Here is a 14,320-nt window from a genome sequence, read left to right on the forward strand (position 1 = left end):
GAGGTACAATAAGGATACATTGCTCAGCCAAAAATGATCTGCCATCCGGCTCGATCAACAGCTGAAATTGCATTCTGCTCTTTAACCTCCAATATAGGACATGCCGATCTTTGTTCTGTTCTTCACGGTTTGTTCTGTCCGCTCATCGGAGTAACGGTCTGTCCGCTGCTCCCATACATCCCTAATGGCTAGCAGCAGGCTTTGGTCACTCGCCCCGCTGCGGAGCATTTCCCTGAGATCAAAACCGTCTGATGCGAACAGGCAAGTGTATAATTTGCCGTCGGAAGACAGCCGGGCACGTGTACAGGAAGAGCAGAACGATTCAGATACGGAAGTAATAAAACCGACCTCGGTACAGCTACCCTTGTACCGGTACCTTTTGGCTACCTCGCCAAAATAATTATGGTCCTGTGCTTCCATTTCAAATGAGCCTTGGAGGCGCTCCAGTATTTCCCGTTTGGTTACAACCTTCTCATAGCTCCAGCCGTTATCGTTGCCGGCATCCATAAACTCGATGAACCGCAAAGTTATATTCTTATCCTTGAAATAGGCAGCCATCGGTACAATCTCCGATTCGTTCACACCTCTTTGTACCACCATGTTTACTTTGACCTCAAACCCGGCTTCTACGGCATGATCAATATGATGCAGAATTAATCCAGACGTAAAGCCCCGTCCGTTCATTTTTCCAAACCGCTTATGCTCCAAAGCATCCAAGCTGACGTTCAGTCTGCGGAGTCCCGCAGCATACAGTGGCGCTGCCTGCGCACCGAGCAGTACCCCATTCGTCGTCAGTCCCATATCTTTTACACCGCCGATAGCGCGGATTCCCGCAACAAGCTCAGGCAGATTACGCCGCATAAGCGGCTCGCCACCGGTCAACCGGATTTTGCTTACTCCAAGGGATACGAACAGCTTCGTCAGCCGGTAGATTTCCTCAAAGGTTAACAGCTCGCTTGCGGGGAGGAATGCATAATCATCACCGAACACTTCCTTCGGCATGCAGTAGGAACAGCGGAAATTGCACCGGTCTGTTACCGAAATCCGCAAATCATGGATAGGCCGTCGCAATTGATCCTGTAGTGGATGTGCATTCATGACTCTTATCTCCCTTCCGGTAGGCTTACAGTACCCATTTATCCGTACCTTCTTCAACACCCAGAAGCAGTACATCAACAAGATCACCTGCGGCGTAACCTCTTGTCCCGCCCGGCAGCACAATCAGCGAATTCCCGCGTGCGATGGAAGATACGGCATTAGATTTATTGAAACCGGCAGGACGCACCGAGGTGCGGTCATGAACAGCCCGGATAAACCGGGTGAACGGATTGGCCTTTGGGTAATCCTCTGCCAGTACCGCCGTCGTGCGCGGCAGATAAATTTTATCCGCTCCCATCATTTTGAGCAGGGCGGGTCTAACAAACAGCTCGAAGCCTGTGAAGCAGGCAGAAGGATTGCCGGACAGTCCGAACAAGTACGTATCCCCGGCAACCGCAACTGTGGTCACGCTGCCCGGACGCATCGCCACCTTGTTGAACAGCACATCAGCCCCGAGACGGTTATATATTTCCGGCAGGTAGTCATAATCACCGACGGACACACCTCCCGTTGTGATCAGGCAGTCTGTTTCTGTCATTGCCTTCCGCACCGTCAGCAGGCATGCTTCCAGTTGGTCTGCGGCTGTATCATACATCCGGTAAGGAATACCCATCCGGGCGAGCTGGGCTGCGATCATCGGTCCGTTACTGTTGCGGATTTTGCCGGGTGCAAGCTGTGCTGTCACCTCCAGCAGTTCGGTTCCCGTAGACAATATCCCTACTACCGGCCGCTTACCGACCTGAACATACCCATAACCGAATGTAGCCAGCAGCGCTACAATCCCGGGATGAATGAAGCTGCCGGCCGGAACGATCATTTCTCCTGACCGCATATCTTCACCCTTCAGGGACAGATTCTCCTGTGGCGCAAAAGCTTTACGGATTGTAAACGTATGACCTGCTGCTGTGGCCTGTTCAAACATAACTACAGCATCCGCTCCTGACGGCAGCGCCGCTCCCGTCATCAGACGGACAGCTTCGCATGGCCCAATTGCAATCTGAGATACTGCCCCTGCGCCGATATGATCTACTACAGTAAAGCTGATCCTGTTATTACCGGAAGCACCGGCAGAATCTGCCGAAGAAATTGCATATCCGTCATAGGGTGATCGGGTAAAATGCGGAACATCATGGGTTGCCGTCAGCGGCTCCGCCAGGATCCGTCCATAGCTTTCAGCAAGTGGAATCCTTTCTGTACCTATGCAACATGCTCTTTCAGTTACCCGGAATACAGCTTCGGCAACGGTAACCGGAGTTCTGGTCTTTTCCACCTTCATCTGCTCCTAACTTAGTGCCGTACTAAAAAACGGTTCATCCGGTTATTTCTCCGTAATATCGCTGAATGTGCCTACATACCGGACATCTTCGCCGGTCTCATCCTTTACAGCGCTGATATTCAGCCACTGCAAATACTCTTCCCCGCCCTTGCGCTTGTTCCAGATTTCACCCTGCCACATCCCCTTCTCCCTGACCTCGCTCCACATTAAGCGGTAGAACTCCTTGGATTGGCGGCCTGACTTCAGAATGCTGGGCTGTCTGCCAAGAACTTCGTCTTCCGTATAGCCGGTGAGCTTCGTGAACGCCGGATTGACGGTCTTGATCAGACCGGAGACATCCGTAACCAGAATCCCCTGTCCGGTAGAATTGAACACTTCAGAGGTAAGCGCAAGCCGGTCCTGAAAATAGATCCACACTACCAGCACCAGACTGGCCAGCGCTACCTGAGAGAGCAGCATGAACCCGATGGAATATTGCCCTGTAGCCGAATAAATCACCGACAGCATAATGGGAGGGAAAAAACCGCCCAGACCGCCCATCATCGATACGATCCCGTTGGCGACACCCGCCTGCTTATTGAAGTACAGTGGGACTAATTTGAATATGACTCCGTTACCGATTCCCGCACTGAACGCAATAGCAAGGCAACCTACTGTATATAAGCCCATGTCAGGCATAAATGCCAGGATGATTGCTGCAACCGTATAAATACTAAATGTGCCGGTAAGCAGAAACAAAGGCTGGAACTTGTCGGCAAGCCAGCCGCCTATCGGCCGGAAGAAGGTCGCAACGGCAATGAAGCCGGCTGTGCGCATCCCGGCATCCACTTTTTCCAGATCGAAGTTCGAAACTAGAAAGTTCGGCAGATAAATAGTGAAGGCAACGAAGGAGCCAAAGGTAATGAAATAGAACAAGGAGAAAAGCCAGAGCTTTTCATTTTTGGACACGCCCTTGATCTGTTCAATAATCGGCGTTTTGAGTTTAGGCTCATGACGATCCCCAAAGAAGAAATTTAATGCGATAAATACCAGTAACAGGATCAGATACATTTTAACCGCGGGTGCCCAGCCAATCTGTGCTGCCACAATCGGAGCCGAGAAGGTAGTGACAGCTGTTCCGATATTCCCGATCCCGTAGATTCCGTTGACCAGACCATGCTTATCTTTGGGGAAATACTTCGGCAAAGAGGTTACACCTACCGAAAAAACGGCTCCGCCGATTCCCAGGAACAAACCTCCGATAATTAAATGAGTGACCGAGGATGCTTCACTGATGAAATATACCGGAAACAAAAGCAGGATAAAGCTGAACATAAAAATAATGCGTGCTCCCAGAATGTTTGCATAATAGCCTAAAGGAATCCTTAGAATAGAGCCGAGCACCACCGGAATAGCCGTGACCATCGCTAGCCGCCCCGGAGGAATGCTGATATCCTCGGAAATAAAGGGCATCAGGGAAGAGATGATCACCCACACCATGAATCCAGTAATCAAGTTTAATGTTTGTAGCGGCAATTGCATTTTTTTAATCATTCGACTCACCTTTTCGCCGTTTATTCTCTTGATTATTCATACCAATACTTCCTGTACTCATTGTATCCGCCGATCCCCCGGCTCAGATATAGGGGAGTCCCCTTTCCCTGACAGGGGAAACCCTAAAAATAAAATAACCCCACATAGTGGGGCCTTGCTCCAGAACTTATTCACTCCTATCACAAATGAAACATAATACCTTATCTACTCTCTTAATAAGACCCAAAAAAGCCGCCCCAAGTAGGAGCAGCCTGTTCATTATCACGTAATGAGCGTATTCAATTGCTGGCTTAACCGTTCTTTGTCTTTCGCACTCAGCTGATGCTCGGCCATCGGGTAAATGACAGTCTCTTCTTTGACAAAGTGTACCGTCAGAACCTCAAAAGCCTCCCCTGCATCCTTAACAGCTGCGCGGATATCCTCAAGCGGCAGCATATCTATATTGCCCTCTGTGTAATGCAGGAAATGCCCTATATATCCGTCAATCTCGCGGTGCTCCTCCTGGATGCCGACCAGTGGTCCTTGTTCAAAGCCGATATAACTGCCAAGCAGCGGAAAAAAAAACGTTTCTTCCTTCACTGTATGCTTCTTCAACGGACCAGTAAACTCCAGAATCGCCTTACGCAGCTTATGCAGCTGTGTCCTAGATTCTTCCAGAGCGGGCTGATCGTGTTCAAACCAGAGTACAAGGGCATGCCATTCTTCCATCAGAAATGATAAATAGCGGTGTTCATTCTCAAGAATACGCATGGCGGGCATCGTAAACTTGAGCCCTGTATTTTCCGGCATCCTGCTAACCCTCCATTTGCAAATCAGAAATCCAGCATTTTTTTCCTTAAAGCATACTCGACCAGCTCCGGTCTGCTTCTAAGGTTTAACTTCTCCATAATTTTCGCTTTGTGGGCTTCCACCGTTTTTACCGAAATAAACAGCTTCTCTGCGATTTCCTTGTTCCCGTATCCCTTGGCGATAAGCGGCAGGATCTCCAGTTCACGTTTGGACAACAGCTCAAACAGATCCTCTGTACCGCCGGATTTGTCCTGCTTAATAAATTCACGGACCAGTGAGGTCGCCATCTTAGGATGGATATAAGTGCCGCCTTCATAAATGGTCCGGATGGCCAGCAAAAGCTCCTCGTCCGGAGCGCTTTTGAGAACATAACCGGAGGCCCCGTTCTTCAATACATGAAAAAGATATTCATCATCGTCATGCATCGTCAGAATCAGGATTTTGGTATCGGGATAATCCTCTTTAATCTTCCCGGTTGCAACCAGCCCACTTTCGCCCGGAGGCATGCTTAAATCCATAATCAGAATATCCGGCCGGAATTTGGCAACCATTATATAAGCTTCCCTCCCGTCTGCCGCCGCTCCGATCACTTCTATGTCATCCTGAAAATTGAGAATCATGGAGAATCCGCTCCGTACGATCGCATGGTCGTCTGCAATGACGATCTTCATCAGAAGCTCATTCCTTTCCTCTGGATAATCCTACTGGCACCTGTAAAATAATGGTTGTGCCCCTACCTATCCCTGAATCTACGGTGAAGGTGCCACCCACCAGCTCCGCCCGTTCCTGCATGCCAAAAAGACCAAGTCCGGTTCCATTGGGTTCGTCTCCCTGAATGAAGCCTGTTCCCTCATCCTTAATCAGAAGCCGCAGCACGCCGTCATTTTCTGTAAGAGATACTTTGACGCTGTCTATCTGGGCATACTTCAGGGCGTTCAACACAGCTTCCTGGCATACACGGTACATGACGGTTTCAATCTCACTCTCATACCGTTTCTCCAAAAGCCGGGACTCATATTCAATTATAAGTCCGTAGCTTTGTTCCATCCGCTTGAAGTGTGACCGGAATGCAGCCTCCAGCCCGAAATCATCAAGTGCAGCCGGCCTGAGCTCCACGGAAAGGTTGCGGATATCATTCAGAAGTCTTGTCATGGATACTTCGGTCTGCTTCACCTTCTTCAGCAGCTGTTCATCAGCTGTCATATATTTGAGCACACGCAGATCAATCACGGCACTCATCAGCTCTTGGGCAACGCTGTCATGCAGTTCACGGGATATCCGCTTGCGTTCATTCTCCTGCGCCTCAATGATATGCTTCATCATCTTGTTCTGGTAGAACTTCTCTTGTGTCGTGAACTGTCTGCTCAGATCCCTGAGCATAAACACTCTGATACCATTCTCGTCATCTATCGTGTGAAAGGTGGCGGCATAAGGGACAATACCCTTATCTTTCGTCTCCAGATAGACTTGATAAGAGGTAAAATCCTCTGAGTCCGGTGTATGAAAGTAACAATTAAGGCATGTGCGGAGCTCCGTCTCACTAGTGTATCCCCGGCAGGTCCCGCATAGTGCCTCCGGATTTCCCTGATACAACTGCTTCAGGATATCCTGGTCAACGATGTTCTCGGCAGCCGGATTCATCGCCAGGGCTTTCCCTTGCCGGTCAAAAAAGAACATCGCCTCCGAGCTGTTCTCGAACAGCTTCGTCATGAGCAGGCTCCGCAGATCCATTCCGGGTGTCATCAACTGAGCAACAATTCCTTCCCGTTCAAGTCTCCAATCCCCTTACGTGCTACCCTGTCCAGGTCTCTCAGCATTTCAGCGGTTACCTGCCGTTCACCCCTGAAACCGCCTAGAAGCACGCCTGCGACGCGGGCATCATTCCACACCGGTACAGCACCAATACTGTTCAAATTCTCCATCTTAGTAATGGGATAATTAAACAAGGTATCAGGCTTCACATCTGTCTGCACAGAAGGGATTAAGAACGGTTTTCCGGTCTTGAACACGATCCCTGCAATCCCTCTGCCGGATTGAAGTACAATCCGTTTGTAACGGTCATTAGTGTTCCCTGAGGCGTATTTCCACCGGATTACATAGTCATATTCCGCAGGTTCAGCAAGAGCCAGCGACATGAAGTCATATCCTAGAGCTGCGCGGATCCGGTCAAGTTCGATTTGATAATCCACCTTATTGTTCATCGTTTTCTCTCCTCGATTAGAACAGGAAAAGAAGTCCACGCAACTCTTTCCGTTAATTCGATTTATTTCTTCTGTATAGGATATAACTTCTGCCTATATAATTCAACGGAACACTCCATACATGGACCAACCGGGTGAACGGCCAAAAGGCAAAGATGGCAAACCCCGACAAGATGTGAAGCTTGAAGGAAAACGGCACATCACTCATCAGTGACGGGTCCGGACGGAACATGAACAGGCCGCGGAACCAGACAGAAATCGTATCGCGGTAGTCAAACTCAGGTTGTACGGCATTCGTTACAATGGTAGAGTACATCCCCATAAACACGATAAACAGGAGGAGTGAGTTGACTATCAGGTCCGATGCACTGCTGAGACGGCGGACATTCTTAAGCGTAAAGCGCCGCGAAGTCAGAATCAGCATCCCGAGCAGTGTGGCTGCACCGAAGATGCCCCCGATGTATACCGCGCCGATATGGTAAAGATGATCACTTACGCCGATGGATTCCAGCCATGATTTCGGAACAGCGAGCCCGCCAATATGGCCCAGGATAACCGGCATAATTCCGAGGTGGAACAGAATGCTGCCGAATTTCAGTTGTTTCTTTTCAATAAACTCACTTGATTTGGCCGTCCAGTTAAACTGATCCTTACGATAACGAAAAATATGTCCGCCGATAAAGATCACCATACACATGTAGGGAAAAATGACCCATAAAAACTGACCCAGCATATTCATTGACTCAGGGCCTCCTGTTCAGCACAAGCTTTTAATGTTTCGCGCAATCCCTTAACCAGATGGAAATAGGGACTTTCATTTCGTTCCAGAGCCTTGAGCAGATGATACGTACCATCCTCAAGAATCGCTATCAGCATCCGGAAATTCTCCGGCGCTCCCGGGACTTCCAACCACTGCGCGGCATATAGAAATTCACACATAAGCGGCAAATAATCAGGTAGTTCTTCCTCCGGCATTTCCAGACCGAACATTTCGTACAGAAGCTTCAACTTGGCGAGCATTTGCCCCCGTTCCTTGGCCTCCTCAAATTTGAAATAGGTCATATACAAGGCGCAGTCCTTCTGAAAATCAAATGTAGCGGCATAACTCTCCTGAATCTCATCCAGACTGAAGCTCTGCATTTGCTTCCAATAGGTATGCACATGGGCATAACCCGGATGAGTGCTGTCAAACGCCTCTTCCAGAAAAGCCGGATGAAAGTCCAGCTTCTCCGGGTACATGAGCTGCAGGGCGAAATAACCGAAGGATTCCTTGTAATCATGCAGTTTGATCAGATCAATCACGCCAAATCCCCCCGTAGAAATTCTCTTCATACATTTCCTTGCCGGTCTTCATCGTGTCGCCGGCAGAGCTGGCAGGTCCGCAGCCGTCACAACCGGAGCCGGAGCCCATATCGCCCATCCCGTTTCCGAAACCGGTCGAGCCCTGGGCACGGTAAGGGTTCATGTGCTGCTCCTTGTGGGAGGTTGGGATCACGAAACGGTCTTCATATTTGGCAATCGCGAGCAGCCGGTACATTTCCTCTGTCTGCTGTGCTGTCATACCGACACGTTCAAGACGGCTAGCGTCAAACCCTTGGCCTGAGGATTTAGCGCGCATGTAGGAACGCATCATGGCCATCCGCTGCAGGGCTTCTTTGACGGTCTCCGTATCGCCTGCGGTCAGCATGTTCGCCAGATACTGGATCGGTGTGCGCATCTCTTCGATAGCCGGGAAAATCATATCGGGATTCTTCAGCGAATCTTTACCTTCAAAATAATTCATGATCGGGCTAAGCGGCGGCACATACCACACCATAGGCAGTGTGCGGTATTCCGGGTGAAGCGGGAAGGCAAGCTTGTGCTCAATCGCCAGCTTATAGACCGGTGAGTTCTGGGCTGCCTCCAGCCAATCCTCAGAGATACCATCTTTTCTCGCCTGGGCAATGACTTCCGGATCATGCGGATTCATGAACAGATCACATTGTGCTTTGTACAAATCTTTCTCGTCCGGGGTGGATGCGGCATCAAGAACCTTGTCGGCATCATACAGCAGAACCCCGAGATAGCGGATTCGGCCTGTACAGGTCTCGGAGCATACCGTAGGCAGTCCTGCTTCCACACGCGGGAAACAGAAGGTGCACTTCTCCGCTTTGTTGGTCTGCCAGTTGAAATACACTTTTTTATACGGACAGCCAGTCATGCAATATCTCCAGCCTCGGCAGGCTTCCTGGTCGACCAGAACAATCCCGTCTTCATCCCGTTTGTACATCGCACCTGAAGGGCAGGAGGCGACACAGCTTGGGTTGAGGCAGTGTTCACAGAGGCGCGGCAGATAGATCATAAACGATTTCTCGAAGTTGAATTTAATTTCTTCCTCGATCTTCTGGATATTCGGGTCAAGCGGGCCGGTTACATGCGCTCCCGCCAGATCATCCTCCCAGTTAGGCCCCCATTCCAGATCCATCTTCTCGCCTGTTACAGCAGAATGAGCCCGCGCCACCGGGGAATGCTTTTGCTCTCCTGCATTCGTCAGATGCTCATAATTGTAAGTCCACGGTTCATAATAATCCTTCATCTCCGGCATGTCGGGGTTGTAGAAGATTTTGCCGAGCGCAATCTTGGACAGCTTATTGCCGGATTTCAGCTCCAGCTTCCCCTTGCGCAGCTGCCAGCCGCCCTTGTAGAGCTCCTGGTCTTCCCAGCGTTTCGGATAACCAATCCCCGGTTTCGTTTCCACGTTATTGAACCACATATATTCCGCACCTTTACGGTTCGTCCAGGTCGTCTTGCAGGTCACGCTGCAGGTGTGGCAGCCGATGCATTTATCCAGATTCATTACCATTGCAACTTGCGCTTTAATTTTCAAGCCAGTTGACCTCCTTCATTTTGCGGACGGCTACGTAGACATCACGCTGGTTGCCGATCGGACCATAGTAGTTAAAACCGTAGCTGAGCTGTGCGTATCCGCCGACCATCTGGGTAGGCTTCAGATGAATCCGGGTAGGCGCATTGTGGCTTCCGCCGCGCGTATCCGTAATTTCAGAGCCCGGTACTTGAATGTGCTTGTCCTGGGCATGGTACATAAACATGGTGCCTCTCGGCATCCGGTGACTGACAACCGCGCGTGCAGTTACGACACCGTTACGGTTGTAGACTTCGAGCCAGTCATTATCCTCAATGTGATGTGCCGCAGCATCCTCATTATTGATCCACACGGTTGGACCGCCCCGGAACAACGTCAGCATGTGCTGGTTATCCTGATAGGTCGAATGGATATTCCATTTCCCGTGCGGTGTCAGATATCTCAGAACCAGAGAATCCTGTCCACCCTTCACTTCCTTGTCACGCGGCCCGAAGACCATCGGAGGCAACGTTGGCTTGTAAACCGGCAGCGCTTCGCCGAACTGCTGGAAGATTTCATGGTCAATGTAGAAATGCTGTCTTCCGGTCAGCGTCCGGAACGGAACGAGACGTTCAATGTTCGTGGTGAACGGTGAATAGCGCCGTCCCTGCTTGTTCGACCCGCTGAATACCGGTGTCGGAATGACTTCCCGCGGCTGTGCGGTGATGCTCTGGAACGTAATCTTTTCTGCGGCCCGGTCCGCCGAGATATCTCGCAGCTCTACTCCTGAATCCTTCTCCGCTGCAGCGTAAGCCTTCTGGGACACGCGCCCGTTGGTAGCCGAAGACAGGTGAAGAATCGTATCTGCGGCCTGGCGGGCAGTCTGCAGCTTCGGCAGTCCGTTTTTAATCGTTTCATCGAAATAAACACCGCTGAGCTTCTTCAATTCCTCATATTCTTCGGCGACAGAGAAGCTGATGCCGTGCGCGCCTGCTTTGCCGATTGCGAGGTTAGGTCCGAGTGAAATGTATTTGTCATGAATTTTAGTATAATCACGCTCTACAATAGTAAAGTTCGGCATTGTTTTGCCCGGGATAGCCGGAACTTCGCCTTTGGTCCAGTCTTTGACAAGACCCATCGGCTGTGAGATCTCGCTTACCGAATCATGGCCGAGCGGTGACATCACAACATCCTTATAAACGCCAGGCAGATGCGATTTTGCCATTTCGGAGAATACCTCAGCCAGCTGGCGGTAAATATCCCAATCCGACCGGGATTCCCACAGCGGGTTAACTGCCGGATTGAACGGATGAACAAACGGATGCATGTCAGTCGACGACAGATCTGTTTTCTCATACCAGGTTGCGGCCGGCAGCACGATATCTGCATAGAGGGGTGTTGTCGTCATCCGGAAATCCAGGGCAACCATCAGATCGAGCTTACCTTCGACATCCTCACGCCAGATAATCTCTTCCGGTTTCTGTTCTTCATTCGGCTCGGCCAGCAGACCGTCGGAAGCTCCGAGCAAATGCTTCATGAAGTATTCCTGCCCTTTGGCAGAGCTTGAAATCAGGTTCGAGCGCCAGATAAATAATGAACGGGGAAAGTTCTCCGGTGCGCCGGGATCTTCCACGGCAAACCGTGTTTTCCGTGATTTAATCTCTTCCACGGTGTGACTGATAATCTCGCTGTTAGTCTTCTTGCCTTGCTGTGCGGCTTCCTCGGCGAACAGAAGACTGTTCTTGTTGAATTGCGGGAAGGATGGCAGCCATCCGAGACGGGCAGCCAATACGTTATAGTCAGCCGGATGTTGGTAAGCTACATCCCCTCCAGTCGGCGATTTCAGTGAATCAGTGCCGCTCTCCTCATAACGCCATTGCTCTGTTGCGAAATAGAAGAACGAAGTCGCGTTCTGCTGACGTGCCGGACCCTGCCAGTCCTTGGCAAAAGCAACCGTTGACCAGCCTTCAATCGGACGGCATTTCTCCTGACCAACATAATGCGCCCAGCCGCCGCCGTTAACACCTTGGGAAGCGGTCAGCACCACTAGATTCAGAATGGAACGATAGATGGTATCGCTGTTGAACCAGTGATTAATCCCTGCGCCCATGATGATCATAGAGCGTCCACCCGTATCAATCGCATTCTGGGCAAATTCGCGGGCAATCTGAACTACGACACTCGCCTTTACCGTCGTAATCTTCTCTTGCCATGCCGGGGTGTAATAAGAGGATTGATCCTCATATCCCTTTGCGTTAAGCGGACTTTCTGTACGTGCGACGCCATACTGGCTCATCATCAGATCATAGACTGTGGCGGCATAACGTTCTGCACCGTCGGCAAGCCGTATTTTGCGGGCCGGAATCACCCGTCTGAAGGTGCCGTTGCCGGCATTATCGAAGTACGGGAACACGATTTCCGTCCACTCTTCTCCGTGGCCTTCGATGGTCAAGGCGGGTTCTACTTTACTGCCGTCTTCCCGCTCGAGGATCAGATTCCATTTCTTTCCTTCCTCCCAGCGCTGCCCCATGGTACCGTTCGGAACCATCATCTCACCAGCCACCTCGTCAAAGATTACCGGTTTCCAGTCTGAGTGCTGGGAGTTATCTCCAAGATCACTCGCCCGCAAGAAACGTCCGCCTTTAAGGGCATCCTCATGAGGGTCAAGCAGAATCAGGAAAGGCATATCTGTATATTGCTTCGCATAATTCAGGAACATCGGCTCCTGGCGTTCCTGGTAGAACTCTTGCAGGATGACATGCGTCATGGCCTGGGCAAGCGCAGCGTCCGACCCTGGATTCGGGGCCAGCCAGTTGTCGGCGAATTTGACGTTCTCTGCGAGATCCGGTGCCACCGACACGACTTTGGTTCCCTTATAGCGTACTTCAGTCATAAAGTGGGCATCCGGCGTCCGAGTTAGCGGTACGTTAGAGCCCCACATCATCAGGTAACCGGCGTTGTACCAATCCGAAGATTCTGGAACATCCGTCTGCTCGCCCCAAATTTGCGGGGAAGCCGGAGGAAGATCAGCATACCAGTCATAGAAACTGAGCATTTGACCGCCTAGTAGTGATATGAATCGCGCCCCCGATGCGTAGCTGACCATGGACATGGCCGGAATCGGTGTGAAGCCGGCGATGCGGTCGGGACCGTATTTCCGGATCGTGTAGATCAGCTGGGCCGAGATCAGCCGCAGCGCGTCGTCCCAGGCTACACGTATATGTCCACCTTTACCGCGCGCCTTTTTGTACTGGCTAGCCTTCTCGGGGTCTTCAACAATACTGGCCCAGGCATCGATGTAATTGTCATGCTCCTTCAACGCCGTTTGCCACAGCCGCCACAGTTTCCCTCTGATATACGGGTATTTCACGCGCAATGGACTATATTCGTACCACGAGAAGGTAGCTCCGCGGGGACAACCGCGCGGTTCAAACTCCGGCATATCCGGTCCGCAGGAAGGATAATCGATCTGCTGATTTTCCCAAGTAATGATTCCGTTCTTCACAAACACCTTCCAGCTGCAGGAGCCTGTACAGTTGACTCCGTGAGTGGTACGCACTACTTTATCGTGAGACCAGCGCTGGCGGTACATATTCTCCCAATCTCTATTTTTCTCTTCAAGAATGGACCAGTTTCCGGAATAGCTTTCAACCGGTTTAAAAAAGTTAAGTCCGAATTTCTTCTTCATCGATCCAGAACACTCCCTTCAAAATTTATTCAATTAATACCATTATGGATCTACCCGGCCGTGCTTCCCATTAGGGAAACACCTATTGAACCTCGGGAATTCCCTCGATCTGAATAAAAAGCAAATAGCCTTTCCCACTGAGGAGAAAAGCTGTGTTCCTGCCGTTTACTTCCCGGGCAGAGGATGCCATTAGGGACTTCCCTCTTTTTGGTCCGGGGAATTCCTTAGCGGGAATTCCTCTGCAAATTCGTGTGCTATACTGGCAAGTGGAAACGGCTTTACCGTCCTTTTCTGAAGACGGTACCGTTTCAGCGAGAAGTAGAATGATCATTATCATATGAAACATATAGATTTTATATTTTCGAAAAACGGGAGGATGAAGCAACATGCCAGGACCCTCACTACGCCAGTTGCATGCCCACCATGCCATTCATCAGGGCGGGCTCTCCGGCGCTGTAGCCAAGACCGAAGAAGTGGAAGAACTGCTGGAAGCGAAGGAATTTGAAGTGGCGCATCAGGCCGCCGAACATCTAATTGAGTACTGGGAGACGCGGATTATCAGCCATGCTGACGCGGAGGAAGACGGGTTCTACCAGGAAATGGCCGGGAAGAATCCTAACCTGCAAGACGCAGTTCTCGGGCTTACACGTGATCATGAATTATTGCGGATTATAGTAAAAGATGTCAAAGCATTGCTTGCGGAAGAAGGCCTCACTCCGGAGGTGCTTCACCAGTTCCACGCGCTGCTGGTTGTGAACGCGATTCATAGCCGGGATGAAGAACGTCTTCTGTTTGAGGAGGCGTGACCTCATTTCTAGCTTGCAGGATGGCACGCAAATCAGCTTTGTTAATCAGTAATTCTTGCAGCGTGTATTCGCCCAACAATGGAAGCG

12 protein-coding genes are annotated in these 14,320 nt (G+C 50.6%); 1 reads left to right on the forward strand and 11 read right to left on the reverse strand.

The genetic code is table 11. From position 1 onward, the window contains the following. Positions 1-81: 81 nt before the first annotated feature. From moaA to NYE72_RS21615, 11 genes are all read right to left on the reverse strand, one after another. Positions 82-1,098: a GTP 3',8-cyclase MoaA gene (gene moaA, locus NYE72_RS21565; protein WP_076141337.1), complete on the reverse strand. Its 1,017-nt coding sequence runs from the start codon at positions 1,096-1,098 to the stop codon at positions 82-84. Positions 1,099-1,123: 25 nt separating this feature from the next. After that, positions 1,124-2,374, reverse strand: coding sequence for a gephyrin-like molybdotransferase Glp (gene glp / locus NYE72_RS21570; protein ID WP_076141338.1), 1,251 nt, complete (start codon positions 2,372-2,374; stop codon positions 1,124-1,126). A 42-nt stretch (positions 2,375-2,416) separates the two neighbouring features. Further along, the gene (locus NYE72_RS21575) at positions 2,417-3,907 is read right to left on the reverse strand and encodes a nitrate/nitrite transporter (protein ID WP_076141339.1); all 1,491 of its coding nucleotides are present in this window, start codon (positions 3,905-3,907) and stop codon (positions 2,417-2,419) included. Between the two features lie 261 nt (positions 3,908-4,168). Then, a complete protein-coding gene (locus NYE72_RS21580; protein ID WP_076141340.1) occupies positions 4,169-4,696 on the reverse strand; it encodes a hemerythrin domain-containing protein in 528 nt (175 codons plus the stop codon). 23 nt (positions 4,697-4,719) lie between these two features. Continuing rightward, the gene (locus NYE72_RS21585; RefSeq protein WP_076141341.1) at positions 4,720-5,367 is read right to left on the reverse strand and encodes a response regulator transcription factor; all 648 of its coding nucleotides are present in this window, start codon (positions 5,365-5,367) and stop codon (positions 4,720-4,722) included. Between the two features lie 7 nt (positions 5,368-5,374). Continuing rightward, positions 5,375-6,439 (reverse strand): sensor histidine kinase, encoded by a 1,065-nt coding sequence (locus NYE72_RS21590; RefSeq protein WP_076141342.1) that lies wholly within the window; start codon positions 6,437-6,439, stop codon positions 5,375-5,377. Then, on the reverse strand, positions 6,439-6,897 hold the full coding sequence (locus tag NYE72_RS21595; protein ID WP_036675992.1) for a GAF domain-containing protein: 459 nt from the start codon (positions 6,895-6,897) through the stop codon (positions 6,439-6,441). The genes NYE72_RS21590 and NYE72_RS21595 overlap by 1 nt, the downstream gene beginning before the upstream one ends. A gap of 52 nt (positions 6,898-6,949) precedes the next feature. Continuing rightward, positions 6,950-7,636, reverse strand: coding sequence for a respiratory nitrate reductase subunit gamma (narI, locus tag NYE72_RS21600; RefSeq protein WP_036675990.1), 687 nt, complete (start codon positions 7,634-7,636; stop codon positions 6,950-6,952). Further along, complete coding sequence (narJ, locus tag NYE72_RS21605; RefSeq protein ID WP_036675989.1) at positions 7,633-8,199, reverse strand: nitrate reductase molybdenum cofactor assembly chaperone; 567 nt, start codon at positions 8,197-8,199, stop codon at positions 7,633-7,635. The genes narI and narJ overlap by 4 nt, the downstream gene beginning before the upstream one ends. Next, positions 8,192-9,763, reverse strand: coding sequence for a nitrate reductase subunit beta (narH, locus tag NYE72_RS21610; RefSeq protein WP_036675987.1), 1,572 nt, complete (start codon positions 9,761-9,763; stop codon positions 8,192-8,194). Before narH ends, narJ begins: the two co-directional genes overlap by 8 nt. Continuing rightward, entirely contained in the window at positions 9,753-13,427 is a 3,675-nt protein-coding gene (locus NYE72_RS21615; RefSeq protein ID WP_036675985.1) for a nitrate reductase subunit alpha, read from the reverse strand. Before NYE72_RS21615 ends, narH begins: the two co-directional genes overlap by 11 nt. Positions 13,428-13,813: 386 nt before the next feature. Between NYE72_RS21615 and NYE72_RS21620 the strand changes: the two genes are divergently transcribed. Continuing rightward, positions 13,814-14,233, forward strand: a complete 420-nt coding sequence (locus tag NYE72_RS21620) for a hemerythrin domain-containing protein (protein WP_036675981.1) — start codon at positions 13,814-13,816, stop codon at positions 14,231-14,233. The last annotated feature ends 87 nt before the right edge of the window (positions 14,234-14,320 follow it).

Origin of the sequence: Paenibacillus sp. FSL L8-0333, assembly GCF_037965665.1 — a bacterium.
Lineage (GTDB): Bacteria > Bacillota > Bacilli > Paenibacillales > Paenibacillaceae > Paenibacillus_AQ > Paenibacillus_AQ odorifer.

What these genes read in the sequence shown, in the direction of transcription:
- moaA (WP_076141337.1), bottom strand. Translation starts at nt 1,098, where the DNA reads ATGAATGCACATCCACTACAGGATCAATTGCGACGGCCTATCCATGAT.
- NYE72_RS21575 (WP_076141339.1), bottom strand. Translation starts at nt 3,907, where the DNA reads ATGATTAAAAAAATGCAATTGCCGCTACAAACATTAAACTTGATTACT.
- NYE72_RS21585 (WP_076141341.1), bottom strand. Translation starts at nt 5,367, where the DNA reads ATGAAGATCGTCATTGCAGACGACCATGCGATCGTACGGAGCGGATTC.
- NYE72_RS21580 (WP_076141340.1), bottom strand. Translation starts at nt 4,696, where the DNA reads ATGCCGGAAAATACAGGGCTCAAGTTTACGATGCCCGCCATGCGTATT.
- narI (WP_036675990.1), bottom strand. Translation starts at nt 7,636, where the DNA reads ATGAATATGCTGGGTCAGTTTTTATGGGTCATTTTTCCCTACATGTGT.
- NYE72_RS21590 (WP_076141342.1), bottom strand. Translation starts at nt 6,439, where the DNA reads ATGACACCCGGAATGGATCTGCGGAGCCTGCTCATGACGAAGCTGTTC.
- NYE72_RS21615 (WP_036675985.1), bottom strand. Translation starts at nt 13,427, where the DNA reads ATGAAGAAGAAATTCGGACTTAACTTTTTTAAACCGGTTGAAAGCTAT.
- glp (WP_076141338.1), bottom strand. Translation starts at nt 2,374, where the DNA reads ATGAAGGTGGAAAAGACCAGAACTCCGGTTACCGTTGCCGAAGCTGTA.
- NYE72_RS21620 (WP_036675981.1), top strand. Translation starts at nt 13,814, where the DNA reads ATGCCAGGACCCTCACTACGCCAGTTGCATGCCCACCATGCCATTCAT.
- NYE72_RS21595 (WP_036675992.1), bottom strand. Translation starts at nt 6,897, where the DNA reads ATGAACAATAAGGTGGATTATCAAATCGAACTTGACCGGATCCGCGCA.